This is a genomic window from Serratia sp. LSHTC3, from assembly GCF_057197125.1.
Genome location: NZ_JBXUNP010000005.1, coordinates 114,140 through 139,679, shown reverse-complemented (window position 1 = coordinate 139,679; position 25,540 = coordinate 114,140). Strand labels below are relative to the sequence as shown.

Here is a 25,540-nt window from a genome sequence, read left to right as displayed (position 1 = left end):
ATGAACAAAAACAGAGGGTTAACGCCTCTGGCGGCCGTTCTGATGCTTTCAGGCAGCTTAGTGCTAACAGGATGTAACGATAAAGAAACCCAACAGCAAGGTGCCCAACAACAGGCACCTGAAGTGGGCGTAGTCACCTTGAAGGCCGAGCCTCTCAACATCACTACCGATCTTCCTGGCCGCACCGCTGCGTATCGTATCGCCGAAGTTCGCCCTCAGGTCAGCGGCATCATCCTGAAGCGTAACTTCGTTGAAGGCAGTGATATCAAGGCCGGGACGTCTCTGTACCAAATCGATCCCGCGACCTATCAGGCCAGCTACGACAGCGCGAAAGGCGATTTGGCCAAAGCGCAGGCCAGCGCTTCCATCGCGCGCGTGACGGTAAACCGCTACAAGCCATTGCTGGGTACCAGCTATATCAGTAAGCAGGACTACGACAACGCCGTCTCCACGCTGCAGCAAGCGGATGCCGCCGTGGTGGCCGCCAAGGCCGCCGTCGAAACCGCGCGCATTAATCTGGCGTACACCAAAGTGACCTCCCCGATCTCCGGCCGCATCGGCAAATCCGCCGTGACCGAAGGCGCGCTGGTCAGCAACGGCCAGGCGACCGCCCTGTCCACCGTGCAGCAGTTGGATCCGATGTATGTCGACGTCACCCAGTCGAGCACCGACTTCCTGCGCCTGAAGCAAGAACTGGCCAGCGGCGCGCTGAAGCAGGAAAACGGCAAGGCCAAGGTGAAACTGATGCTGGAAAACGGCACCGAATATGCGCAGGAAGGCACGCTGGAATTCTCTGACGTCACCGTCGATGAGACCACCGGCTCCATTACCATTCGCGCCCTGTTCCCTAACCCGAACGATACGCTGTTGCCTGGCATGTTCGTGCGCGCCCGTCTGGACGAAGGCGTACGCAGCGATGCGTTGCTGGTGCCTCAACAGGGCGTCACCCGCAACCCGCGCGGCGACGCGACGGCGTTGGTGGTAGGGGCAGACAACAAAGTTGAGCTGCGCACGTTGAAGGCGGACCAGGCGATTGGCGACAAATGGCTGGTTACCGATGGCCTGAAAGCCGGCGATCGCGTGATCGTCTCCGGCCTGATGAAAGTGCATCCGGGCGCGCAGGTAAAAGTGCAGGAAGTTGACACTCAGGCGCAAAAACAGCCGCAGTCTGAAGCGCAGAAGTCATAAAAAGGAGCCTGTAATACATGGCTAAGTTCTTTATAGACCGCCCAATTTTCGCCTGGGTAATCGCCATCATCGTCATGTTGGCGGGGGTGCTTGCAATAATGAAACTGCCCATCGCGCAGTATCCCACTATTGCACCGCCGGCGGTGAGTATTTCCGCCAACTACCCGGGCGCAGATGCCAAAACGGTGCAGGATACCGTCACACAGATTATCGAACAGAACATGAACGGTATCGATAACCTGATGTACATGTCCTCCACCAGTGATTCCTCTGGTAGCGTCACCATTACCCTGACGTTTGAATCCGGCACCGATCCTGACATCGCGCAGGTTCAGGTTCAGAACAAACTGTCGTTGGCCACCCCGCTGCTGCCGCAAGAAGTTCAGCAACAGGGCCTGAAAGTAGAAAAATCCAGCAGCAGCTTCCTGATGGTGGCCGGCTTCGTTTCCGACGATCCGAACATGACGCAGGACGATATTGCGGACTACGTGGCGTCCAACATCAAGGATCCGATCAGCCGTTCGTCCGGCGTGGGTGAAGTGCAGCTGTTCGGTGCCCAGTACGCGATGCGTATCTGGCTGGATCCGAACAAGCTGAACAACTACCAGCTGACGACCACGGACGTGACCTCCGCCATCACCGAGCAGAACAACCAGATCGCCGCTGGCCAGCTGGGCGGCCTGCCGCCGGTGCCGGGGCAGCAGTTGAACGCCTCGATCATCGCGCAGACCCGTCTGACTTCGCCGGAAGAGTTCGGCAAGATCCTGCTGAAGGTGAATACCGACGGTTCCCAGGTGCGCCTGCGCGACGTCGCTCACATCGAGCGCGGCGCGGAAAGCTATGCCGTTACCGCACGTTATAACGGCAAGCCTGCCGCCGGCCTGGGTATCAAACTGGCAACCGGCGCCAACGCCTTGAACACCGCCAAAGGTGTGAAAGACGAGCTGGCCAAGATGGCGCCATTCTTCCCGCAAGGGATGAAAGTGGTTTATCCGTACGACACCACCCCGTTCGTTAAAATCTCCATCAACGAAGTGGTGAAAACGCTGATCGAAGCCATCATCCTGGTGTTCCTGGTGATGTATCTGTTCCTGCAGAACTTCCGCGCGACGCTGATCCCAACCATCGCGGTGCCGGTAGTACTGTTGGGGACCTTTGCGATACTCGCGGCGTTCGGCTTCTCGATAAACACCCTGACGATGTTCGGCATGGTGTTGGCGATCGGCCTGCTGGTAGATGACGCCATCGTGGTGGTGGAAAACGTCGAGCGCGTCATGTCCGAAGAGGGGCTGCCGCCGAAAGAAGCCACCCGTAAATCGATGGGCCAGATCCAGGGCGCGCTGGTGGGCATCGCCATGGTGCTGTCAGCGGTATTCGTGCCGATGGCGTTCTTTGGCGGCTCAACCGGCGCCATCTATCGCCAGTTCTCGATCACCATCGTGTCCGCGATGGCGCTGTCGGTGCTGGTGGCCTTGATCCTGACGCCGGCGCTGTGCGCCACCATGCTCAAACCGATCCCGAAAGGCGATCACGGGGTTAAAACAGGCTTCTTCGGCTGGTTTAACCGCATGTTCGAGAAAAGCACGCATCACTATACCGACAGCGTGGGCAACATCCTGCGCAGCACCGGCCGCTATCTGATCATCTACCTGCTGATCGTGGTTGGCATGGGCCTGCTGTTCCTGCGCCTGCCTTCCTCGTTCCTGCCGGACGAAGATCAGGGCATCCTGTTGACCATGGTGCAGTTGCCTGCCGGCGCCACCGAGTCCCGCACCAACAAAGTGCTGGAAGAAGTCTCTGACTACTTCCTGAACAAGGAAAAGGACAACGTGGTTTCGGTGTTTACCGTCGCGGGCTTCGGCTTCAACGGTAACGGCCAGAACAACGGCCTGGCATTCGTCAGCCTGAAAGACTGGGGCGAGCGGCCGGGGGCCGGGAACAAGGTAGAAGCGATCGCCGGTCGCGCCATGGGCGCCTTCTCGCAGATTAAAGAAGGCCTGGTGTTCCCGTTCAACCTGCCGGCGATTATCGAACTCGGTACCGCAACCGGCTTCGACTTCGAGCTGATTGACCAGGGCGGCCTGGGGCACGAAAAACTGACCGAAGCGCGTAACCAGCTGTTGGGCATGGTTGCTCAGCATCCGGATGTGCTGGTGGGCGTGCGCCCGAACGGCCTGGAAGATACGCCGCAGTTCAAACTGATCGTCGATCAGGAGAAAGCCAAGGCGTTGGGCGTGAGCATCACCACCATTAACAGCACGCTGAGCACCGCGCTGGGTGGCTCGTACGTCAACGACTTCATCGACCGCGGTCGTGTGAAGAAGGTGTACGTACAGGCCGAAGCGCCGTTCCGCATGCTGCCGGAAGACATCAACAAGTGGTATGTGCGCGGTACTAGCGGCCAGATGGTGCCATTCTCCGCCTTCTCTTCGGCGAAATGGGAATACGGCTCACCGCGTCTGGAACGCTATAACGGCTTGCCGTCGATGGAAATTCTGGGCCAGGCCGCACCGGGCAAGAGTACCGGTGAAGCGATGAACCTGATGGAGCAACTGGCGTCCAAACTGCCAAGCGGCATCGGTTACGACTGGACCGGCATGTCCTATCAGGAACGTCTGTCGGGCAACCAGGCGCCGGCGCTGTACGCCATCTCGATTCTGGTGGTGTTCTTGTGTCTGGCGGCGCTGTATGAAAGCTGGTCCGTGCCGTTCTCGGTCATGCTGGTATTGCCGCTGGGGGTTATCGGTGCGTTGTTGGCCGCGACGATGCGCGGCATGAACAACGACGTGTACTTCCAGGTAGGGTTGCTGACCACCATTGGTCTATCGGCGAAGAACGCCATCCTGATCGTGGAATTCGCCAAAGACCTGATGGAAAAAGAAGGCAAAGGCCTGATCGAGGCGACATTGGAAGCAGTGCGTATGCGTCTGCGTCCAATCCTGATGACGTCCCTGGCCTTCATCCTCGGGGTTCTGCCGCTGGTTATCAGCAGCGGCGCAGGCTCCGGCGCACAGAACGCGGTAGGTACCGGCGTAATGGGCGGGATGATCACCGCGACCGTATTGGCGATCTTCTTCGTACCGGTGTTCTTCGTGGTGGTTCGCCGCCGCTTCAGCAAGAAGAACGAAGACCTGGAACACAGCCACCCGGTAGAGCACCACTGATCGCTCAGTGATGTGAGCTCCACCCGATAATCGAAAAGGCCGCGCATGCGGCCTTTTTCTTTTGCTTCAGTTGCTTAATGCAAACCGTTCTCATTAATTCGCTCGTGAGTGCAATTTACGCTTGATCATGATGCCAGGTCGGCGCATAATTATTGTTATAGTATAACATTACACGAGAGAGCCATTATGAAACCCGGCATCCATCCCGATTATCGCACCGTGGTGTTCCACGACGTCAGCGCCAATGCCTACTTCAAAGTGGGATCGACCATCAAAACCGATCGCACTATCGAACTGGACGGCGAAAGCTGGCCGTATGTCACCCTCGACGTCTCTTCCGCTTCGCATCCGTATTACACCGGTAAGCAGAAAGACTATTCCAAAGAAGGCAGCACGGCGCGCTTCCAGCAGCGCTTTGGCCGCTTTATCGGCAATAAGTAACAAGGAAACCCCATGCAGGTATTGAGTTCATTGCGTTCGGCGAAAAATCGCCATCCGGATTGCAAAGTCGTGCGTCGTCGTGGCCGCATCTATGTGATCTGTAAAAGCAATCCGCGATTCAAAGCGGTACAGGGACGTAAGAAAAAGCGTTAACTCCCAAGTGTCATCTGTCGCAAAGCCCCGTTGCTGCTCAACGGGGCTTTTTTTATGGCGAGAAAGTGCCTGCAAGCTGTCCCCCACCCGCGGGCGGGGGGGCAGAGATTACTTCATGCTGCTCAGCAACGTGTCGACATTGTGTTTGAACGCCTGCTCATAGGTGGCCGCCGGACCACCGGCGCGGGAGAGCGCTTCAGGGTACAGCTCGCCGCCCGCCTTGGCGCCGGTGGCGGCGGCAATCTGCTTCACCAGCCGCGGATCGGTCTGGTTTTCGATAAAGTAAGCGTTAACCTTCTCCTGTTTAATCTGCTTAATCAGGCTCGCCACGTCGCTGGCGCTGGCTTCCGCTTCGGTGGAAAATCCGACCGGGGCGAGGAAGGTGACGCCATACTCTTGTCCAAAGTAGCCAAAGGCATCATGGCTGGTCAGCACCTTGCGTTTCTGTGGTGGCACTGCGGCGAACTGGGTTTTGGCCCACAGATCCAGCTTTTGCAGCTGCTGAATGTAGTCGGCGCCACGCTGGCGAAAATAGTTGGCATCCTCAGGATCGGCGGCGATCAGGGCGTTCATAACGTTGGTGGCGTACTGCACGCCGTTTTTCATGCTGTTCCAGGCGTGAGGATCGGTAATCGGTTTGCCATCCTCTTCCATCTGGCGGGTGTTGATGCCCTGTGAAGCGGTGATCACCTGCCCTTTATAACCCGAAGCATTGACCAGGCGATCGATCCACCCTTCCAGCCCCAGGCCGCTGACGAATACCACATCAGCCTGAGCCAGCTTCTTGCCGTCCTGTGGTGAAGGCTCGAAACTGTGCGGATCGCCATCCGGCCCCACCAGCGTGCTGACCTTGACGTGATCGCCGCCCACCTGCTTGACGATATCTCCGAGAATGGAAAAGCTGGCGACGGCGTCGACGGTCTTCGCCATCGCCAATGGGCTGGCCAGCAGAGCAGCTACCGCCAGCGATATAGGTAAACGTTTCATATTTTCTCCTTGCAAATGGCACTTCTCAACGGCGCGCAAAGGCGTAAATGCCTCCGCGCGTTCCAAACAGGATCGAGACAAAAAAGAGGATGCTGGCGCTGAGCACGATCGCCGGGCCGGCGGGAAGCGAAGCGTGATAGGACCACACCAGCCCAATCAGACTGGAAAGCGCGCCGATGCCCATCGCCGTCGCCAGCGTCTGCGGCAGATTGCGCGCCCAGAAGCGCGCGCTGGCGGCGGGCAACATCATTAACCCAACCGACATCAGGGTGCCGAGGATCTGGAATCCCGCCACCAGATTGACCACCACCAGCGCCAAAAACAGGCCGTGGATCAGCGCCAACCGGCGCGGCGCGTTAACCCGCAGGAAAGTGACGTCGAAGGATTCGATAACCAGCGCGCGGTACAGCGCCGCCAGCGCCAGCAGCGAAACCGAGGCGATAGCACCGACCATCAGCATCGCCTGCGCATCCACCGCCAGGATCGAACCGAACAACACGTGCAGCAGATCCACGCTGGAACCACGCAACGAGACCAGCGTGACCCCCAGCGCCAGTGAGCCCAGATAGAATCCGGCGAAGCTGGCGTCCTCTTTCAGCGGCGTGCGGCGGCTCACCAGGCCGGACAGCATCGCTACCGCCAGCCCGGCGATAAAGCCACCCACGCCCATCGCCACCAGCGACATGCCGGACATCAGATAGCCGATCGCCGCGCCGGGCAACACCGCGTGGGACAATGCATCCCCTACCAGACTCATGCGGCGCAGCAGCAGAAACACGCCCAGCGGGGCGGCGCTGAGCGACAACGCCAGGCACGCCATGAGCGCGCGACGCATAAAACCGAAAGAGAGGAAAGGATCGATAAGCGCATGCCACAGCATCATGGCACCACCGCCCGCAGATCCGGCTGCCGTTCGGCGGCGTGATACCTCGGCACCTGCTCCAGCACCCGCTCGGCCGCGCCCCAGTGGCAAGCCTGCGGCGTCAGCAACAGCGCCTGCGGAAAATGCTCGGCAACCATCGACATATCGTGCAGCACGGCGATCACCGTTCTCCCCTGCCGGTGCAGCTGCGCAATCACCTGCAGCAAAATTTGCGTGGTGGCGCTGTCGATGCCGGTAAAAGGTTCATCCAGCAGGATCAGCGGCGCCTGTTGGACCAGCAGGCGCGCAAACAATACCCGCTGCAGCTGGCCGCCGGAGAGCTCGCCCACCGGGCTGTGCGCCAGCACACTCATGCCGACGCTCGCCAGCGCCTCATTAACCTGGCTCGCCGCATGCTGGTTCATACCGCCGAACATGCCGCTTTGCGGCCAACATCCCATCGCCACCAGATCGCTTACCGCGATCGGGAACTGCCGATCCAGCTCCGCCTGCTGCGGTAAGTAAGCTCTGCGCGGCGGCTTTCCGCCACTGAAATTCAGGCTGCCGCCCATCGGCGGCAACAAACCGGCGAGCGTTTTCAGCAATGTCGATTTTCCGGCCCCATTGACGCCCACCACCGCGGTTAACGAGCCTGCGGTAAACTGCCCGCTCAGCGGCGGGAAAAGCGGCGTGGCGCCATAGCCTAGCATCAGCTGACGCAGGATGATCATGGCAGCGATACCGCCCAAAAGATGCCGAGCCACAGCAGAGCCAGCAGCACAACGGCCCCCGCACAACGCGTGGCGGCGGAGGTGGTGAACAACGAATTCAGTGACGACGCGGCGCCATGTCGTGAAGTGGGAATCAATGTGATGACCAAAATGATGGGTAGAAGTTATAATATAACATCACAACAACTGCCGTAGCTCAAGCTATGGCGCGACAATAATGCAACGGAACGTAACAATCCCTCGCACAGCGGATCTCCCCCCGCCCCCTTACAAAACCCAGGGATATTTCCATTCGGTTGGAATGTTGGCGTAAGGTAAAGAACAGCGGTAAATCGAAAAATTTACCGACGAGGGCGGAAAAGGAGTAAGATAAGCAGATAACATTGTTGTTGGCCGAGATTAATGCTTGTTACCCTTGCCTGTAACCTGGACGTCAACGCACTTTCTGTTAAAAAATTAAAGAAAGTGGTTCATGACAATATTGCGGAGTTAGTGCCGGCGCTGACCAGCGGACTCAGCTTTTATTCTGAAAGCGCACGCTATGCCGAAGATTCATTAGAAATACTTGATATAGTGCAGCAAGGTGACAGCGATTATTCAATGAGTTATCGTTATAAGTGGGGCATTTTTAATGCCTGCCTGGATATCAACAGCGAAGATATCATCAACGACAGCGTCCGGTTTCGAGTGACGGCGCGGGGTTTAATCTTCGACATCATTGATAACTCACGCCCATCAACTGCGGATGAATTGTAAGTTTAAGTAATAACTACAGGCCAAACGCGAAAAAATGATTTATATTCATTTTACGGGAAGTTTATTTAACCACCGTTAAGCTGCCTCCGTTCATGATGTAAATCAGCTTACTCACATAGTGTTATCACACCGCAATTAAGACTTACGGAGGGGATGATATGGATGAGTATTCGCCTAAGCGACACGACATTGCTCAGCTCAAATTCTTGTGCGAAAATTTGTATGATGAAGGTATCGCTACCCTGGGAGACAGTCATCATGGGTGGGTCAACGATCCGACGTCCTCCGTCAACCTGCAGCTTAATGAGTTGATCGAACATATCGCTTCGTTTGTGATGAGTTATAAAATTAAATACATGGACGAATCTGACCTGTCGGAGTTAGTCGAAGAATATCTCGACGATACCTATACGCTGTTCAGCAGCTATGGTATCAATGATTCCGACCTGCGCCGCTGGCAAAAAACCAAGGCGAGATTATTCAGAATGTTCTCAGGAGAGGACATCTGTACGACAATGAAAACTTAGGGGATAATTATTCCCAAGCTATTTTACGGTTATTAAACTAAAGGCCACCATGACTAAAACCGACTATCTGATGCGTTTACGTAAATGCACCACGATTGATACTCTCGAACGTGTTATTGAGAAAAATAAGTACGAGCTTTCCGATGATGAACTGGAGCTGTTTTACTCAGCGGCAGATCATCGTCTGGCAGAGCTCACCATGAACAAACTGTATGACAAAATCCCCACCTCCGTTTGGAAATATGTCAGATAATCAGCCCCCAACGCGTTGAGCCGATGCTTTTATCGGCTTCAATGTTCAAGTTGAATACGTACTTTTCCTATTGACAGTAAAACTTCACTTGCGTTCCCTCTTCCGATAATAATATTGCGCGGAAACAATTTTCTTTTTTAATCGAGACAGGTTATCTCATCGCCCGCCTCACTGTGCCCGCTCCCCAGAACCGCTAATTCATTATCCAAAAGAATTGAAGGCGGGAAGAAAAGAAATGCGTGTCGCTCTGCCTGATGACAGAAATGGATAATAGATACGTGGAGGAGAGGTGGCAAAAGCGCGGATTGGCGAAGCCCAAATGGGTGGGGACCCTGCCAGCTACATCCCGGCACACACGTCACCTGCTGCGGCTGCTTCCTTCCGGACCTGACCGAGTTCACAAGTTAGTGTTGCGGGAGAACCAACAGGGCCCCCATTGACGGCTTCTGTACTCCGAAGCGGTGGGCATTATCGGCGATGCCCCACCAAATAGCAAGCCAACCGGGGCCAACCGCTGTTTTCTTGCCCACCTGCATTGTGGCACACTCTTCGCCTGGATTTTGATTCGCGCAGGAACAGCAATATGCAACCAGAAGACGCCTCTTTCAGCCAGCGGGTTTTCCATATCGTGGCCGCCATTCCTTACGGCAAAGTCACCACTTACGGTGAAGTCGCCCGGCTGGCCGGCTCGCCGCGCGCCGCGCGTCAGGTTGGCGGCGTGCTGCGGCGTTTGCCGGAAGGCAGCACGCTGCCCTGGCACCGGGTGATCAACCGCCACGGACAGATCTCGCAGCAGGGGGAGGATTTTCAACGGCAACGGCAGGCACTGCTAGCGGAGGGGATAATTTTCGGCCCGCACAGCACGGTCGATTTCGAACGCTACGGCTGGCGCTGGTAAAACAAAACAGCCTTTGGCCGAAGCGCAAAGGCTGTTGATTTCATCTTGCTGTACCGCAGTAAGTTTACTGCATGGCGGTTGGCGCAGCCTGCATCGGCACGCCCTGCACCGGAACCAGCAGCAGATCGGCGCGGGTGCCGTTGCGGTTAACCACTTCCTGGATGGTGTCGGTAATGAACATCAGGCGCCCGTTGACCGTCACCGCTGCGCTCAGAATGATGCGCGCATTCGGTTGGATGTCGGACGGGTTGTACGGCAGCGTAAAGCTGAATGGCGCCTGCTGTCCTTCAGTACGCACCGCGCGCTGTGCAATCACTTTGGACGGCGCATCTGCCAGCGAAGCGTCAGAGAGGGTGACCGTCAGTACGGCGTCCGGCGGCAGCGCAATGCGCTGACGTATATTAACCGAACCTGTCACCGCCGGGCCCTGAATCTGCGTTTGCGCAGCCGCCGGGTTACCGGCCGTCTGTGTAGGCACATCGGCACTCTTTTGCGCGCATCCTGCCAGCGTGATCGTCAGTGCCGCGGCACCGCCTACGATTTGCCAGAGTTTCATGGATCGGTCTCCTTTTTTATTATCAACATGTTGGTGGCTTTCACCACCTCACCTATTAAACCTAGCACAAAACACTGATAAATCCACTTTACCCCGCCTATTAATCACTTAAACAGCCCAAGGCGTCCATGATTAAGAGCATTCTCATCGGCCCCTTAACGCAAAATGTTGACGCCGCGCCGTGATATTCCGCACACTGCGCAAAATGATTATTAGAAAGGTAACAACTTTATGAGCCAGGCATTGCAAAACCTCCTCGATCTGCTGGATCTGGAGAAAATCGAAGAAGGGTTGTTCCGCGGTCAGAGTGAAGATCTGGGGCTGCGCCAGGTGTTCGGCGGGCAGGTGGTCGGCCAGGCGTTGTACGCCGCCAAACAGACGGTGCCGGACGAACGCAGCGTGCATTCGTTCCACAGTTACTTCCTGCGCCCGGGCGACAGCAGCAAGCCTATCGTTTACGACGTGGAAACCCTGCGCGACGGCAACAGCTTCAGCGCCCGTCGCGTCAGCGCCATCCAGCACGGCAAACCTATCTTCTATATGACCGCCTCCTTCCAGAGCCCGGAAGAAGGTTTCGAGCACCAGAACCAGATGCCGGACGTGCCGCCGCCGGAAGGGCTGCTGTCTGAGTCAGAGATCGCCCAGAAGCTGGCGCATATGCTGCCGGAAAAAGTGCGCGAAAAATTTATCGGCCAGAAGCCGATCGAAATGCGCCCGGTGAAATTCCATAACCCGCTGAAAGGCAGCGTGGAAGAACCGCATCGCTACGTGTGGTTCCGCGCCAACGGCAGCATGCCGGACGATCAGCGCATCCACCAATATCTGCTGGGCTACGCGTCGGACTTTAACTTCCTGCCGACGGCGCTGCAGCCGCACGGCGTCGGCTTCCTCGAGCCGGGCATGCAGGTGGCTACCATTGACCACTCAATGTGGTTCCACCGTCCGTTCCGCATGGATGACTGGCTGCTGTACGCGGTGGAGAGCTCCTCTGCCTCCGGCGCACGTGGCTTTGTACGCGGCCAGATTTATACCCGCGACGGCGTACTGGTCGCCACCACCGTGCAGGAAGGGGTGATTCGCCAACGCGACGCCTGATCCGAAGCATAAAGAAAGGGGCGATGTTTCCATCGCCCCTTTTGGCTTCATCATTATTTTAGTCTTTAGCGCACTGCCCTGCTTTGAGCCTTACTGGTTGTAGGCGCTCTCGCCGTGGCTGTTGACGTCCAGCCCCTCGCGTTCCTGCTCCTCCGGCACTCTCAATCCAACCATGGCGCCCGCGATCTTGAAGGCGATAAAGGCGGCGACGCTCGACCACACCAGCGTGATCAGCACGCTCACCAGTTGGATCCAGACCTGATGGCCCATCGTCACCCCTTCGGCGTAACCGGTGCCGCCCAGTGAAGAGGCGGTGAACACCCCGGTCAACAGGCAGCCGACGATGCCGCACACCCCGTGCACACCGAACACGTCGCAGGTGTCGTCCACTTTCAGCCATTTTTTCAGCGTCACGACGCCCCACAGGCCGGCGACGCCGCCCACCAGACCGATGATCAACGCCCCGCCCACGCCCACGGTGCCCGCCGCCGGCGTCACTGCTACCAGCCCGGCGATCATGCCGGAGCAGGCGCCCAGCAATGAAGGCTTGCCGCGCAGCACCCACTCGGCGAAGGTCCAGGAGAGAATGGCGCCCGCAGTGGCAACCACGGTGTTGAGGAATGCCAGAGCCGCAATGCCGTTGGCCGCGCTGGCGGAACCGGCATTGAAGCCGAACCAGCCGATATACAGGATGGACGCCCCGGTAAACACCATCGGCAGGTTGTGCGGTTTGAAGGCCTCTTTACCGAAGCCGGCGCGCTTGCCAATCAGGTAGGCGCCGATCAACCCGGCGCTGGCGGCGTTGATGTGCACCACGGTGCCACCGGCGAAGTCCAAGGCGCCGTCGGCGGCCAGGTAACCGCCGCCCCACACCATGTGCGCGATCGGCAGATAAGACAGCGTGAACCAGAGGATCGCGAAGATCAGCACCGCCGAGAAGCGAATGCGTTCGGCGAAGCCACCCACCACCAGCGCCACGGTGATACAGGCGAAGGAGGCCTGGAAGGCGACGTGGATCATTTGGCTGATGCTGCCGGTGACGCTGTCGATGCCGATGCCTTTCAGCATCGCCGTTTCGAACCCGCCGAACACCGCATTGCCCTCGCTGAACGCCAGGCTATAGCCATACAACACCCACAGCACGCAGACCAGCGCGAAGGTGACGGTGACCTGCGTCAGCATCGACAGCACGTTTTTGCCGCGCAGCAAGCCACCGTAAAACAGCGCGATGCCCGGCAGCGTCATGAACAGCACCAACGCGGTGCAGATCATCATAAAGGCGTTGTCGGCCTTATCAGCGACCGCCGGGGCGGCCAGGGCCAAAGAAGGAACCAGGGTTACCGAACTCAGGCCCAACATGGATAACAGTCTTTTCATTATCAATCCATCCCCATCACTTAACTGAGTTCGCGGTTACAGTGCCGATTCGTCGGTTTCGCCGGTGCGAATGCGGATCACACGTTGCAACTCGGCAACGAAAATTTTGCCGTCGCCGATTTTGCCTGTGTAGGCGGCTTTGCTAATCACATCAACCACTTCATCCAACTGATCGTCGGCGATGGCGATATCGATTTTGACCTTGGGCAGGAAATTGACGTTATATTCGGCGCCGCGATACAGCTCGGCGTGCCCCTTCTGGCGGCCAAAGCCCTTCACTTCGGTTACGGTCAACCCCTGAATACCCACGGAGGACAAGGCCTCGCGCACGTCCTCCAGCTTGAACGGTTTGATTACCACGGTCACCAGCTTCATATTGCCCCTCCACGAATTAAGCCCAAACTCACCCCTGGTACGCGTCATATGTAGCAAGGGCTGTGCCAAATTTTATTTTGCATGGCGATTCAGCGGATTAGCGGGCACGCGGGCGCCGCCGCGGCGCGGCGCAGTACCGATACCTTGAATGGGTTAAATAATGCGCACTGATTTGGTGCGTGTCGCGTCGAAAAAGTGCAGAAAGGGGGCGTAGCCTGGCGGAGTTGCCTGCTTGTGGTGCGTTGGGAAAAATAAGGGCCGCGATCGCGGCCCGTGGGATCAGGCGGGTTGGCTCTCCTCGCGCACCGCTTCCGCCAACTGCTCGCCCGCCAGCTGCAGCTGATACATCTGGTAGTAGCGCCCCTGCTGCGCCAGCAGCTGCTGATGGTTGCCCTGCTCCACCGCCTGGCCGCGATGCAGCACCAGAATGGAATCGGCATCGACGATGGTCGAGAGGCGGTGAGCGATCACCACCAGCGTGGTGTGCTCGCGGATCACGCGCAGCGCCCGCTGGATAGCCTGCTCGGTGCCCGAGTCGATATTGGCGGTCGCCTCGTCGAGGATCAGGATCTGCGGCGCCTGCACCAAGACCCGCGCCATCGCCAGCAGCTGTTTCTGCCCAACCGACAGGTTATTGCCCTGCTCCCCCAGTCGGGTGTGAATACCCTGCGGGAAGCCACGCACCAGATCCGCCAGCTGCACCGTTTCCAGCGCTCGCCAAACGGCGTCTTCCTCGATATTGCGCCCCAACGTGACGTTGGCCAGCACCGAATCGGCGATCACCACCGGATCCTGCTGCACCATCGCCACGCCCTGGCGCAGCGTGCGGTGCGACAAGCTGGAGATCGGGCGGCCATCGAGACGCACTTCTCCCTCGCTGACCGGGTAATAACCCATCAGCAGGTTGGCCAAGGTGCTCTTGCCGCTGCCGGTGTGCCCGACCAGCGCCACGAAGCCGCGCGACGGCACCGACAGAGAAATATGCTGCAGCACCTTTTTGTCCGCGCGGTAAGCGAAGCTCAGATCGGTGATGTCGATGCGGCCGCCGGCCAACGGACTATCGTCGGTACCGTAACTCTGCTGGCTGCGATCCATCAGTTCGAAAATGCGTTCGCCGGCCACCACCGCCTGCTGCAGGATCGACTGTTGTGACGTCAGCTCGATCAACGGTTCGTTCAAACGCCCCAGGTAGTTGATGAAGGCATAGAGTACGCCGACGCCAATCACGCCTTCACCGCTGAAGCCGAACAACATCAGCAAACCGCACAGCACCAGCGCCGAAAACAGGCTGAGCAGCGGCCGCAACAGGAAACCGTCGAGCCGCAGCGTCTGCATGCGCGCGAGATAGTGCGACTGGCTGGCGGCGCTCATGCGCTCGCCGAAGCGCACCTGCTGGCGGAATTGCTGGATCACGCCCATGCCGTTGATCACTTCGTTGAAGCCGTCGTTGATGTCCGCCAGATAACTGCGCACCCGGCGCACAATCGGCGTGCTGTAATATTGATAGATGCCCATCACCACGAACACCGCCGGGAAGATGCAGATAGCCACTAACGCCATGCGCCAGTCGAGGCTGAACATCGCCACCAGCATGGCGCCGATCAGCGCGGCGCTTTTCAGCACCGTGGAGACCACCATCACGTACAGGTCCTTGATCACTTCGGTGTCGTTGGTGACGCGCGAGATCAATTGCCCGACCGGTTGCGTGTCGAAGGCGCTGAGCGGCTGGCGTAGCGCGGCGTCCATCACGTCGGTGCGCAGCCGCTGCACCACGCCTACCGCCGCCTGATTGAACAGCAGCGCCTGGAAGTAATGCAGCGCCGCCGCCAGCAGCTCCAGCAGAATGTAGGCCGCCGCCAGCCCGCCGACGATCATCAGCGGCAGTTGCCCTTTGGCGACGTAATTATCGATAAAATAGCTCACCAGGATCGGCCCGGCGACTTCCGCCGCCGCCGCCACCCACAGCATCAGCACCGCCACCCCCAACGGTTTGCGGTACGGCGAACCGTAGGCCAGCAGGCGCTTCAGCGTCGGCCACAGCTTTTGCACTTTATTCATCGGCCAACGCCTCCTCGCCGTTTTCCGGCGCTTCGTCCAGCGCCGCTTCCAGCTGCTGATAGCGGTACATATCGCGATACCAGCCCGGCTGTGCCGCCAGCGCTGCCGGATCGCCGCGCTGCGCCACGCCGCCGTGCTGCATCACCAGGATTTCGCTGGCCTCGGTTAATGCCGACAGCCGGTGTGCGCTGATGATCACCGTGCGATCTTGCCCCCAGCTGCGCAGGTTGTGCAGGATCTGGTGTTCGGTACGGCCATCCACCGCCGATAGCGCATCGTCGAGGATCAGGATCTCCGCATCCAGCAGCAGCGCGCGCGCGATGGAGATGCGCTGTTTCTGCCCGCCCGACAGCATCACGCCGCGTTCGCCCACCTCGGTGTCATAGCCCTGCGGCAGCCGCAGAATGTCCTCATGGACGCTGGCCAGCCGCGCCGCCTGTTCAATCTGCGCCTGCGTCGCCCCCGGCTGGCCCAGCGCGATGTTGTTCGCCACGGTATCGGAGAACAGGAACGGCGTTTGGCTCACCACCGACAGCCGCGAACGCCAGTCGTCGAGTTTGACCTGCGGCAACGGCAGGCCGTGATAGCGGATCTGCCCTTGATCGACGTCGAACTGGCGCTGGATCAGCGACAGCAGCGTCGATTTGCCGGCCCCGGTCGGCCCGCACAGCCCCAGCATTTGCCCTGGTTTCAGCGTCAGCGCCACATCGTGCAGCGCCGGATGCGGGTTTTCCGGGTAGTGGAACGCGCGGATATCCACCTCCAGCACGCCGCGCCCGGCCGGCAACGCCTGCGGGCCATCCTGCACCGCCGGCGCCTCGTCGAGCAGGCTGCGGATGCGGCTGTAGGCCGCGCTGCCGCGCTCGACGATATTGAACATCCAGGCCAGCGCCAGCATTGGCCAGATCATCAGGCCGAGGTACATCACAAAGCTGGTCAGTTGCCCGAGCGTCAGCGAACCGTTCACTACCATCCAGCTGCCGCCGCCGATAGCCAACAGGTTAGAGGCGCCGATGGCGATATAAATGGTCGGATCGAAGCGCGCATCCACCCGCGCCACGTGCATGTTCTTGGCCCCGGTCTGCGCCGCGACGTCGGCGAAACGGTTGGATTGGTGATCTTCCAGCCCGAAGGCCTTGATCATGCGGATGCTGGTCATGCTTTCCTGCGCCTGATCGTTCAGGCTGGAAAACGCCGCCTGCGCCGATTTAAAGCGCTGGTGCAGCTGGTCGCCGTAATATTTGATGGCGATCGCCATCAGCGGCATCGGGATTAACGCCAACACCGTCAGCTGCCAGCTGATTTGGGTGCTCATCACCACCAGCACCACCACCCCCATCACCAGCGAATCCACCAACGTCAGCACGCCTTCACCGGCGGCGAACACCACGCGATCCACATCGTTGGTGGCGCGCGCCATCAGGTCGCCGGTGCGATGGCGCAGGTAGAACGCCGGGTTTTGTCGGCTGAGCTGGCGGTAAAAGTTTTCGCGCAGTTCGACCGCCAGCTGGTAGGAAGCGCCGAACAGCAGCACCCGCCACACATAGCGCAGCAGGTAAACGACTATCGCGGTGCCGATCATCAGCCCGAGCCAGGCCAACAGCACGCCGGTGGACATCTGTTTTTCGGTGACGCCATCCACGATGATGCCGACCAGCTTAGGCGGCAACAGTTGCAGGATGGCGATGACGATCAGCAGCACCACCGCCCCGAGGTAGCGGCGCCACTCCCGGCGGAAGTACCAGCCGATTTGTGCAAATAATCTCACGCAGTTTGATTCCAGGATTTTATGGGATTTGTCTCTTTTTCTGCTTCAGCAGAGCAGGATACCACCGTTGAGCCGCCCGTCCGGTTAACTTTTCACTCCGGCACCGGCAGCGCAGTGGTGTATTTGATTTTTTCCATGGCAAAGCTCGAGGTGACGTCAATAAGGCCCGGTACGCCGTTCACCAGGCGCTTATAAAAGCCGTCGTAGCTTTTCATGTCCGCCACTTCGACCTGCATAAGGTAGTCGTACTCCCCCGCCATCCGGTAGAACGCCAGCACCTCGGGCATCTGGCTGGTCAGCTGCACAAACGCCTGATACCACTCGCTGCTGTGCTGCTGGGTCTTGATCAACACGAACGCCGTCAGCCCCAGCCCGAGCTTTTCGTTATCCAGCAAGGCCACCCGGCCGCGGATATAGCCTTCGTCTTCCAGACGCTTCAGGCGCTTCCAGCATGGCGTAGAGGTCAAATTAACCGCATCGGCCAGCGCCTGCAGCGACTGGGTGCAATCTTGCTGCAGCATGCACAGCAGCTTACGGTCTGTTTTATCTAACATAGCGGCCACCCGGAGAAAAATTTTCTCCCATTAGGCGATTAAACAGGGAAAATGGCAATCCTTTTTTCCCGCCGACAGGCTATGCTACGCCATAAACCAGCCCCCTATTCTGAGGCCATATCATGACAAACTCTTGGGTAAAATATGCTATCGGTGAAATAGAAGCGGATTTTCAGCGCTCCGCCGATACGCACCTGATTCGCCTGAACCTGCCGGCGTTTCCCGGCATCTGCCTGTACCTGAAAGACGAGAGCACCCACCCGACCGGCAGCCTGAAACACCGCCTGGCGCGCTCGCTGTTCCTTTATGGCCTGTGCAACGGCTGGATCACCGAGAACACCACCATCATCGAGGCCTCGTCCGGCAGCACCGCGGTGTCCGAAGCCTACTTCGCCCGTCTGATCGGCCTGCCGTTCATCGCGGTAATGCCGTCCTGCACCGCGCGCCGCAAGGTGGAACAGATCGCCTTTTACGGCGGCCGCTGTCACTTCGTCGATCATGCCGCCCAAATCTACGCTGCCTCCGAACAGCTGGCGAAAGAGCTGAACGGCCACTATATGGATCAGTTCACCTACGCCGAGCGCGCCACCGACTGGCGCGGCAACAACAACATCGCCGACAGCATCTTCCGCCAGATGGCGCGCGAACCTTTCCCGGTGCCGAAACACATCGTGATGAGCGCCGGCACCGGCGGCACCTCTGCCACGCTGGGTCGCTACATCCGCTATCAGGGGCACGACACCCAATTGACGGTGGTCGATCCGGAAAACTCGGTGTTCTATGACTGCTTCCACCACGGCGATCGCACCCTGATCGGCAGCTGCGGCAGCCGTATCGAAGGCATCGGCCGCCCGCGCGCCGAGCCGTCGTTCATCCCGTCGGTGGTCGACAACATGCTGCGCGTGCCGGATGCCGCCAGCGTCGCCACCATTCACTGGCTGGAAGGCGTGCTGGGCCGCAAGGTTGGCGCCTCTACCGGCACCAACGTTTGGGGTGCGCTGCAGTTGGCGAAGCAGATGCGGGAAAACGGCGAGCAAGGGTCGATCGTCACCCTGCTGTGCGACAGCGGCGAGCGTTATCTGGATACCTATTACAACCCGGAATGGGTCAGCAACAACATCGGCGATCTGCAGCCGTATCTCGCGCAGCTGGCGGATTTGTAACGCCAGGCTTCGGGTAAAAAAAAGCCGGGTAGTCATACCCGGCTGGCTGTAAGGAGAACCTCATTCTTCGGGGGAATAGGTGAGGCAAGGTGAACGCAGCCAATGTTGTAAATAGTGAGCCACCGCCTGTTGTTGGCAATGGCCGATAACCGGTAGCTGCGGCAGCAGGGATTTCAGCTGCGGCAGGGCGTTGCCCATCACCACGCCGTGCCCCACCGCTCCCAGCATCTCTTTGTCGTTCATCGCGTCGCCGAACGCCATGCAGTCGGCCATCGTCAGCCCCAGATAACGGCTCAGCCGCTCCAGCGCCGTGCCTTTGTTGCAACCGAGCGGCAGCACCTCCAAACAGTCGTAGGCGGAAAAGCACAGGTCTGCCTCATCGCCCAATTGCGCCCGCAGCTGCACCTGCAACGCCAGCAACTCCTCATGTGGCGCGACAAAGCACACCTTGCTGTTGCCGAACGCCGGCAGACGGCGCACATCGGCCAGTTGAAAACGAAAACCGCTCAGGTGATGCGCCCGCAGCATCTCTTCCGGCACGGGAAACTCGGTCAGCCAACCTTCGTCGCGGAATACATGCATGCTGGCGCGGGTGCGCCAATGATGATGCAGCACCTCTTCGGCCACCGCCGCCGGCAGGTCGGTGGCGTGCAGCTGTTGGCCACGGTTGTCATATACCCGCGTGCCGTTGCCGGTGATCAGGTACCCCTGCAGCCCCAGTTGCGCCATGATCGGTTGCGCATCGAGGTAGTGGCGCCCGGTGGCGAACGTCACCACCATCTCCCGCTCCACCAGCTGGTTCAGCACCGCCAGCGTTTCCGGGCCAACCCGGTGATCCGGCATCAACAGCGTGCCGTCCATATCAAAAGCTGCCAGGCGATACATAAAGACCTCATGAATGTGAACGCGATTACAATCACTGCAGTATGGGATGGTATTTGCGGAAGTAATAGTGAAAAATTTGAGAAAACTGTTCCGGATTTCTGCCCATGCGCCTGGTTCACCGTCTCAGCCAATATCAACGCCTGTATCAACAGCTCGGCAGCGCGCCGGTCGCCGTGACCATCGGCGAGCTGGCGGCGATGTTCTACTGCAGCGAGCGGCACGCCCGCACGCTGGTGCAGCAGCTGCAGGATCAGGGCTGGCTGAGCTGGTATTCGCAGCCCGGCCGCGGTAAGCGCGCTCGCCTGCACTGCCTGAAAACCCCGGATGAACTGCGCGCGCAGCTGCTTCAACAGCTGCTGCAACAGGGCAATCATCAGGGAGCGCTGGAGATGGCGCAGCTCGATCCGCAGCACCTGCAGGATCTGCTCAGCCCGCACCTCGGCGGGCAATGGCAGGCCGGCAGCCCGACGCTGCGCATTCCCTATTACCGCACGCTGGAAGCGCTCGACCCGCTCACATTGACCGGCCGCGCCGAACAACATCTGGTGTCGACCCTGCACGCCGGACTGACGCGCCTGATGACCGGTAACCCGGAACCGCAGCCCGATCTGGCGCACCATTGGCAGATTAGCGATCGCGGCCTGCGCTGGCGCTTCTTTCTGCGCAGCCAGCTGCGCTGGCACAACGGCGAACCGTTGACCGGCCACCAACTGCTGCAAACGCTGGAAAAACTGCAGCGCCATCCGCGCAGCCAACCGAGCCTGGCCAACGTCGCGCGCATCAGCCTGCCGCATCCGTTGTGCATTCAGTTCGATCTACACCTGCCGGACTACTGGCTGGCCCACCGGCTGGCGGAGCTGCCTTGCCTGATGACTCACCCTGAGCTGCCGGCCATCGGCGCCGGCCCGTTCAAGCTGACACTGAATGAGCCGCAGCTGGTGCGGCTGGAACAGCACGCCGGTTATCATCTGCAGCATCCGTATCTGGATACCATCGAATACTGGATCACCCCCGATTTGCCTACCGCCGGCACCTACACCAGTTGCCAGCATCCGGTGCGCATCACCATAGGCCAGCAAGACGATTTGGCGCAGGCCCGGCCGGTGCAGCGCAGCATGAGCCTGGGCTGGTGTTATCTGGCGCTGAACCTGCGCCACGGCGTGCTGAACGAAGCCCAGGGGCAAAAGCTGCTGATGCTGATCCAGCAGTCCGGCCTGCTGAGCCATCTGCCGATCCCCAACAGCGTGATCACCCCCAGCCATGAAATGCTGCCCGGCTGGCGCATCCCCCACCAACAGGTCGAAGAGGATGTCGCCCTGCCCGCCCGGCTGACGCTGCTGTACCGGCCGCCGGTCGAGCTGGAAACGGTGACGGCCGCGCTACAGCGGTTGCTCGCGCAGCACGGCTGCGAGCTGGAGGTGCGTTACTATGCCGGCAAGCGCTGGCAAAGCGAGGAACAGATCGCCCAGGCCGATCTGCTGCTGGCGGACAACCTGATCGGCGAAGCGCCGGAGGCGACGCTGGAGAGCTGGCTGCGGCAGGATACGCTGTGGCGCGGCATCCTGACGGAAAGCCGCTGGCAGCAGCAACAGGATACGCTGCGGCAGATCCAGCAGCTGCAGGCGCAGCAACCGCGTTTCGCACGGCTGCAGGCCTATTATCAACGGCTGATGGCCGCCGCCATCATCACGCCGCTGTTCCACTACCAGTATCAGATCAGCGCGCCGCCGCGCATGCATGGCGTCACGCTGACCGCCCACGGCTGGTTCGATTTTTGCCAGGCGTGGCTGCCGCCGCCGGTGGACGATGCACCGGCCTGAGCCGAACCGCCCTGCGCCTGGCGGCCCTTTCTGCTACTATTGTCGCCGCAACGCAATTTTTATCCTGCCGCCCGAATGTGTATCGGGAGAGGCCAAAGCCCAAAAAGGTGATTTTATGAAGCGCGCGGTTGTCGTTTTCAGCGGTGGACAAGACTCCACGACCTGCTTAATCCAGGCATTGCAACAGTATGACGAAGTTCACTGCGTCACGTTCGATTACGGCCAGCGCCATCGCGCCGAGATTGAAGTGGCTCAAGAGCTGTCGGTAGCCCTCGGTGCCAAGGCGCACAAGGTGCTGGACGTAACGCTGCTCAATGAGCTGGCCGTCAGCAGCCTGACGCGCGACAATATTCCGGTTCCCGCCTACGATCCCAACCAGAAAAACGCGCTGCCGAGCACCTTCGTGCCGGGCCGCAACATCCTGTTCCTGACGCTGGCGGCGATCTACGCCTACCAGGTCGAAGCGGAAGCGGTGATCACCGGCGTGTGTGAAACCGATTTCTCCGGCTACCCGGATTGCCGCGACGAGTTCGTTAAAGCGCTGAACAAGGCGGTGACGCTGGGCATCGCCCGCGATATCCGCTTCGAAACGCCGCTGATGTGGCTGAACAAGGCCGAGACCTGGGCGCTGGCGGATTATTACCACCAGCTGGATCGCGTACGCCAGGATACGCTGACCTGCTACAACGGCATCAAGGGTGACGGCTGCGGCGAGTGCGCCGCCTGCAACCTGCGCGCCAATGGCCTGACGCAGTACCGGGCCAACCAGGCAGAAGTGATGGCGGCGTTGAAGCAGAAAGCCGGCCTGGCCTGAGGGCAGTGACGGCGGCAGCCTATGCCGCCCGTGAGCTTACTGCGGATTATCCTTCAGCGTGAGCGCCTCCAGGTGCTCGCGCAATTCTCCTTCGATCGGCAGCGCACGCTGCGTTTTCAGATCGACGCACACGAAAGTCAGCAGCGCGTCTGCCACCAGCGTCCCCGCCGGATCCTGCGTCACCTTTTGGCTCAGCACCCCGCTCTTGCCGTTGAGCTGCACCATCTGGCTGTCGATACGCAGCTTATCTCCCAATACCGCCGGGCTGCGGTAATTGATGTTGATGTTCACCACGATGAAAGCAATGTTGTTTTCCGTCATCCAGCGGAACCCGGCTTCGTTCTCCAACCACTCCCAACGCGCCTCTTCCAGAAACTCCAAATAGCGGGCGTTGTTAACGTGCTGGTAAACATCAAGGTGATAACCGCGAACTTTGATAAAGGTTTGCATAGGGAACGATCGCTCCTGCCTGGTGATTACAGAAAGAGGGAGCCGCGCTGGCTCCCTCGCCCGTTTGGTCAACGCGCCAAACTGGTAAGACCTGTAAAATGTAGCAGAGGAGTCACGGCCTCAGCGCCATTTTGCCACGCAGCCGCGACCGGGATCACATTTTCAGCCGGGTGCGGTTCTTCTCAAACAGCGCCGGCCCGATGCCCGGTACCTCCTGTAACTGCTCAACCTGGGTGAACGGCCCGTTCTGTTCGCGATAGCGCACGATGCCTTCCGCCTTCTTCAGGCCGACGCCGCTCAAGGCGGCGGCCAGTTGTTCGGCAGTGGCCTGATTGATGCTGACCGCCGCCTCTTCGGTTGCCTTGGTCATCACCGATTGTCCGCCATGGCTCGCCGGTGTTGAGAGCATCGGCGCCTCGTTTTTTTCCACCGCGGCGGCCGGGCCGGCCAGGCATAACAACAGCGCGGTCAGCGCGGCGTTAACGTGACGACGGTAACCGAAAAACGCTTTTTTCTCTGAATATTGCATGCTGTATCCTCCTTGTGTGTGACAGCACGGCTACCTTGCCGCGGCGGCGGATATTCAGCAATCGACAGATGTCAGATATGGAAAAGGCCGCGAAAGCGGCCTTTGTTTGTTGCACTGCGTTGCAGAAAAATGCGGCGATTACTGAGGCTGTTGCTCAGCGGCGCCCATTTTGATCTTGGCTTCTTTACGCAGGCTCGCCAGCAGCGAATCGAAGGAAACGCCGGTCGCGCCCTCTTCCATCTTGCCGACGAAGGTTTTCATTTCGTCTTCCGGCAGCGTGCCTGGCTTCACCGCATCGAGTGCGATCAGCACCACGTTGTCCTGGCGATCCTGCGACATGCCGTAAACCGGTTTGCCGTCCTGCGGGTGTGGCAGCGCGAACACACTCTCCACCAGCTGGCTGTCTTCCGGCGCGCGCGCCATCTTCTGCACGGCGCCAAAGCTCAGGCCGGCGGCCTTCATCGCTTCGTCGCCCTTGCCCTGCTTCAGCTCAACCAGCAGCTTCTCGCCCTGCAGCTTCGCTGCCTGCAGCGCCTTGTTGCGTTTCACCAGTTCCGCCACGCGGTCTTTTACCTGGTCGAACGGTTCGATGCCTTCCGGCTTGTGGCCGCTCACGCGCACCACGAAAGCGCGGTCGCCGTCTACGGTGATCACGTCGGAGTTGCTGCCCGGCGCGCCGTTCTCGCCGATCAGCGAGCCGTCGAAGATCGCCTGCACCACCGGTTTGAAGTTCAGCGCGGCAGGGATGTTGTCGCGGGTGAACCAGTCGCTTTGCGCCGCTTTCACGCCGGCCGCTTCCTCAGCCGAGGCCAAAGATTCGTTGTCGCTGGTCGCCGCTTCGCTCACCTTCTGCTGCAGCGCGTAATAGGCGTCTACCGCTTTCTCCTGCTGCACCTGCTTGGCGATGGCGTCATGCACTTCGCTCAGCGGTTTCAGTTTCTCAGGTTCGATGTCGTTCAAACGCACGATCAGGTAGCCGACGGAGGATTTCACTACGCCAGACAGCTGCCCTTTCTCGGTCAGGTTAGCCTGCTTCAGTTCGTCGGCGGTGGTTTCCGGCTCCAGCCAACCCAGCTCGCCGCCGGTGCGGCGTGAGATGATGTCGGTGGATTTTTCTTTCGCCAGGGTGGCGAAATCGGCGCCCTTCTTCAGCTCATCCAGCGCCGCGTTGGCTTCCGCCTCGGTTTTCAGCTGGATCACGCTGTAGTTTTTACGCTCCGGCTGGCCGTAGCTGCTCTTGTGCTGGTCGTAGTAAGCGTTGATGTCCTCTTCGCTCACTTTCACCTTGTCCTGCATGGACGCGGCGTCCAGCGGGATATAGCTCACCTTCACCTGCTCCGGGGCGATGAAGCTGTTCTTGTTCTGATCGTAATACGCCTTCAGTTCGTCGTCGCCGGCGCTCTGTTTCGCCTGCAGCGCTTTCAAATCGATGGTCGCCAGGCGCACGTCGCGCTCCTGCAGCACCAGCGCCGCCATGGCTTGCGATTCAGACGGCAGCACGAAACCGGACTCGCCGAAGGCCTGGATCACCTGCTGATTGACCAACTGCTGGCGCATCGACTGCGCGAAGTTGTCGGCGGTGTAGCCCATGCGGCCAATCAGATCGAGATATTTGGCGTTATCGAACTGGCCGTTGGTCTGGAAGTAAGGCGCCTTGCGGATGGCGTCCTTGATCTGATCGTCGCTGACCGCCAGGCCCAGCTTCTTGGCATACTGGTCGAGCAGCATGTTGTCGATCAACTGGGACAACACCTGACGGCGCATCTGCTGCATGTAGCCTTCGTTGCCGGCCAGCGCAGAGAACTGGTCACCCAGCTGCTGCTGCATGCGGCTGCGCTCACTTTGGAAAGCCTGTTCCAGCTGAGCGCGTTCGATCGTCTGACCATTTACTTTCGCAGCATAATCGCCGGAGCCGCCGATCAGGTAGTTACCCACCCCGGTCAGAACGAATGACAGGATGATCAGGGCCAGGATGATTTTGAGCACGACGTGATTGGCAGCCGCGCGTAAATTGTCCATCATAGTGTGACAACACTCCGCTGTGATGTGGATTAACAACCCTTGCGCAGGCGCGTTCCCTGCGACAAAAATAAAAAAAGCGCATCAGTCCGATGCGCCTTGTATCTTACCTTACCA

General features: G+C 59.4%; 25 protein-coding genes and 1 other RNA gene. 12 read left to right on the top strand and 14 right to left on the bottom strand.

What is annotated here, in order from left to right:
- The 4 genes from sdeX (at window position 1) to ykgO (ending at window position 4,946) form a co-directional block, all read left to right on the top strand.
- Window positions 1-1,188 (top strand): multidrug efflux RND transporter periplasmic adaptor subunit SdeX, encoded by a 1,188-nt coding sequence (sdeX, locus tag AC2CGI_RS18970; RefSeq protein ID WP_015376861.1) that lies wholly within the window; start codon window positions 1-3, stop codon window positions 1,186-1,188.
- Window positions 1,189-1,205: 17 nt separating this feature from the next.
- The gene (gene sdeY, locus AC2CGI_RS18965; protein WP_015376860.1) at window positions 1,206-4,352 is read left to right on the top strand and encodes a multidrug efflux RND transporter permease subunit SdeY; all 3,147 of its coding nucleotides are present in this window, start codon (window positions 1,206-1,208) and stop codon (window positions 4,350-4,352) included.
- A gap of 186 nt (window positions 4,353-4,538) precedes the next feature.
- Window positions 4,539-4,793: a type B 50S ribosomal protein L31 gene (locus AC2CGI_RS18960; RefSeq protein WP_004940303.1), complete on the top strand. Its 255-nt coding sequence runs from the start codon at window positions 4,539-4,541 to the stop codon at window positions 4,791-4,793.
- 12 nt (window positions 4,794-4,805) lie between these two features.
- Window positions 4,806-4,946 (top strand): type B 50S ribosomal protein L36, encoded by a 141-nt coding sequence (gene ykgO, locus AC2CGI_RS18955; RefSeq protein ID WP_004940304.1) that lies wholly within the window; start codon window positions 4,806-4,808, stop codon window positions 4,944-4,946.
- Between the two features lie 108 nt (window positions 4,947-5,054).
- Here the strand turns inward: ykgO and AC2CGI_RS18950 are convergent, their stop codons facing one another.
- From AC2CGI_RS18950 to AC2CGI_RS18940, 3 genes are read right to left on the bottom strand one after another with little or no spacing between them, the layout of a single operon-like run.
- A complete protein-coding gene (locus AC2CGI_RS18950; protein ID WP_021504668.1) occupies window positions 5,055-5,933 on the bottom strand; it encodes a metal ABC transporter substrate-binding protein in 879 nt (292 codons plus the stop codon).
- A gap of 25 nt (window positions 5,934-5,958) precedes the next feature.
- Window positions 5,959-6,816, bottom strand: a complete 858-nt coding sequence (locus tag AC2CGI_RS18945; RefSeq protein WP_015376858.1) for a metal ABC transporter permease — start codon at window positions 6,814-6,816, stop codon at window positions 5,959-5,961.
- Window positions 6,813-7,526: a metal ABC transporter ATP-binding protein gene (locus AC2CGI_RS18940; RefSeq protein ID WP_015376857.1), complete on the bottom strand. Its 714-nt coding sequence runs from the start codon at window positions 7,524-7,526 to the stop codon at window positions 6,813-6,815. Before AC2CGI_RS18940 ends, AC2CGI_RS18945 begins: the two co-directional genes overlap by 4 nt.
- A gap of 402 nt (window positions 7,527-7,928) precedes the next feature.
- Between AC2CGI_RS18940 and AC2CGI_RS18935 the strand changes: the two genes are divergently transcribed.
- The 3 genes from AC2CGI_RS18935 to AC2CGI_RS18925 all read left to right on the top strand — a co-directional run bounded on the left by AC2CGI_RS18935 (window position 7,929) and on the right by AC2CGI_RS18925 (window position 9,062).
- Window positions 7,929-8,282 carry a hypothetical protein gene (locus AC2CGI_RS18935; protein WP_004940311.1) on the top strand — a complete coding sequence of 118 codons (354 nt, stop codon included), beginning with the start codon at window positions 7,929-7,931 and terminating at the stop codon, window positions 8,280-8,282.
- Between the two features lie 158 nt (window positions 8,283-8,440).
- A complete protein-coding gene (gene tomB / locus AC2CGI_RS18930; RefSeq protein ID WP_004940312.1) occupies window positions 8,441-8,809 on the top strand; it encodes an Hha toxicity modulator TomB in 369 nt (122 codons plus the stop codon).
- Between the two features lie 49 nt (window positions 8,810-8,858).
- Complete coding sequence (locus AC2CGI_RS18925) at window positions 8,859-9,062, top strand: HHA domain-containing protein (RefSeq protein WP_004940313.1); 204 nt, start codon at window positions 8,859-8,861, stop codon at window positions 9,060-9,062.
- Window positions 9,063-9,392: 330 nt separating this feature from the next.
- Here the strand turns inward: AC2CGI_RS18925 and ffs are convergent.
- Window positions 9,393-9,489, bottom strand: an RNA gene (ffs, locus tag AC2CGI_RS18920) — signal recognition particle sRNA small type.
- A gap of 156 nt (window positions 9,490-9,645) precedes the next feature.
- Here ffs and AC2CGI_RS18915 point away from each other — a divergent pair.
- Window positions 9,646-9,960, top strand: a complete 315-nt coding sequence (locus tag AC2CGI_RS18915; protein WP_015376856.1) for an MGMT family protein — start codon at window positions 9,646-9,648, stop codon at window positions 9,958-9,960.
- A 64-nt stretch (window positions 9,961-10,024) separates the two neighbouring features.
- Here the strand turns inward: AC2CGI_RS18915 and AC2CGI_RS18910 are convergent, their stop codons facing one another.
- A complete protein-coding gene (locus AC2CGI_RS18910; protein ID WP_015376855.1) occupies window positions 10,025-10,516 on the bottom strand; it encodes a YbaY family lipoprotein in 492 nt (163 codons plus the stop codon).
- Between the two features lie 231 nt (window positions 10,517-10,747).
- Between AC2CGI_RS18910 and tesB the strand changes: the two genes are divergently transcribed.
- Entirely contained in the window at window positions 10,748-11,611 is an 864-nt protein-coding gene (gene tesB, locus AC2CGI_RS18905) for an acyl-CoA thioesterase II (RefSeq protein WP_015376854.1), read from the top strand.
- Between the two features lie 90 nt (window positions 11,612-11,701).
- Here the strand turns inward: tesB and amtB are convergent, their stop codons facing one another.
- The 5 genes from amtB to AC2CGI_RS18880 all read right to left on the bottom strand — a co-directional run bounded on the left by amtB (window position 11,702) and on the right by AC2CGI_RS18880 (window position 17,743).
- Window positions 11,702-12,988 (bottom strand): ammonium transporter AmtB, encoded by a 1,287-nt coding sequence (gene amtB, locus AC2CGI_RS18900; protein WP_004940322.1) that lies wholly within the window; start codon window positions 12,986-12,988, stop codon window positions 11,702-11,704.
- 36 nt (window positions 12,989-13,024) lie between these two features.
- A complete protein-coding gene (gene glnK / locus AC2CGI_RS18895; RefSeq protein WP_004940327.1) occupies window positions 13,025-13,363 on the bottom strand; it encodes a P-II family nitrogen regulator in 339 nt (112 codons plus the stop codon).
- 279 nt (window positions 13,364-13,642) lie between these two features.
- Complete coding sequence (gene smdB, locus AC2CGI_RS18890; RefSeq protein WP_015376853.1) at window positions 13,643-15,421, bottom strand: multidrug efflux ABC transporter permease/ATP-binding subunit SmdB; 1,779 nt, start codon at window positions 15,419-15,421, stop codon at window positions 13,643-13,645.
- On the bottom strand, window positions 15,414-17,189 hold the full coding sequence (gene smdA, locus AC2CGI_RS18885; RefSeq protein ID WP_015376852.1) for a multidrug efflux ABC transporter permease/ATP-binding subunit SmdA: 1,776 nt from the start codon (window positions 17,187-17,189) through the stop codon (window positions 15,414-15,416). Before smdA ends, smdB begins: the two co-directional genes overlap by 8 nt.
- A 92-nt stretch (window positions 17,190-17,281) precedes the next feature.
- The gene (locus AC2CGI_RS18880; RefSeq protein WP_004940330.1) at window positions 17,282-17,743 is read right to left on the bottom strand and encodes an Lrp/AsnC family transcriptional regulator; all 462 of its coding nucleotides are present in this window, start codon (window positions 17,741-17,743) and stop codon (window positions 17,282-17,284) included.
- 122 nt (window positions 17,744-17,865) lie between these two features.
- Here AC2CGI_RS18880 and AC2CGI_RS18875 point away from each other — a divergent pair, with 122 nt between their 5' ends.
- Window positions 17,866-18,906, top strand: coding sequence for a PLP-dependent cysteine synthase family protein (locus AC2CGI_RS18875; RefSeq protein WP_015376851.1), 1,041 nt, complete (start codon window positions 17,866-17,868; stop codon window positions 18,904-18,906).
- A 60-nt stretch (window positions 18,907-18,966) separates the two neighbouring features.
- On the opposite strand, the gene cof is transcribed toward AC2CGI_RS18875, so the two are convergent.
- Window positions 18,967-19,791, bottom strand: a complete 825-nt coding sequence (gene cof, locus AC2CGI_RS18870; protein ID WP_021504670.1) for an HMP-PP phosphatase — start codon at window positions 19,789-19,791, stop codon at window positions 18,967-18,969.
- 104 nt (window positions 19,792-19,895) lie between these two features.
- On the opposite strand from cof, the gene AC2CGI_RS18865 reads away from it, so the two are divergent.
- Both AC2CGI_RS18865 and queC read left to right on the top strand, forming a co-directional pair.
- Window positions 19,896-21,611, top strand: coding sequence for an SgrR family transcriptional regulator (locus AC2CGI_RS18865; protein WP_021504671.1), 1,716 nt, complete (start codon window positions 19,896-19,898; stop codon window positions 21,609-21,611).
- 115 nt (window positions 21,612-21,726) lie between these two features.
- On the top strand, window positions 21,727-22,425 hold the full coding sequence (gene queC / locus AC2CGI_RS18860) for a 7-cyano-7-deazaguanine synthase QueC (protein WP_004940343.1): 699 nt from the start codon (window positions 21,727-21,729) through the stop codon (window positions 22,423-22,425).
- 36 nt (window positions 22,426-22,461) lie between these two features.
- Here the strand turns inward: queC and AC2CGI_RS18855 are convergent, their stop codons facing one another.
- The 3 genes from AC2CGI_RS18855 to ppiD all read right to left on the bottom strand — a co-directional run bounded on the left by AC2CGI_RS18855 (window position 22,462) and on the right by ppiD (window position 25,426).
- Window positions 22,462-22,875 (bottom strand): acyl-CoA thioesterase, encoded by a 414-nt coding sequence (locus AC2CGI_RS18855; protein WP_076740502.1) that lies wholly within the window; start codon window positions 22,873-22,875, stop codon window positions 22,462-22,464.
- 154 nt (window positions 22,876-23,029) lie between these two features.
- A complete protein-coding gene (locus AC2CGI_RS18850; protein ID WP_004940345.1) occupies window positions 23,030-23,404 on the bottom strand; it encodes a ComEA family DNA-binding protein in 375 nt (124 codons plus the stop codon).
- A gap of 138 nt (window positions 23,405-23,542) precedes the next feature.
- Entirely contained in the window at window positions 23,543-25,426 is a 1,884-nt protein-coding gene (gene ppiD / locus AC2CGI_RS18845) for a peptidylprolyl isomerase (RefSeq protein WP_004940347.1), read from the bottom strand.
- Window positions 25,427-25,540 lie beyond the last annotated feature (114 nt).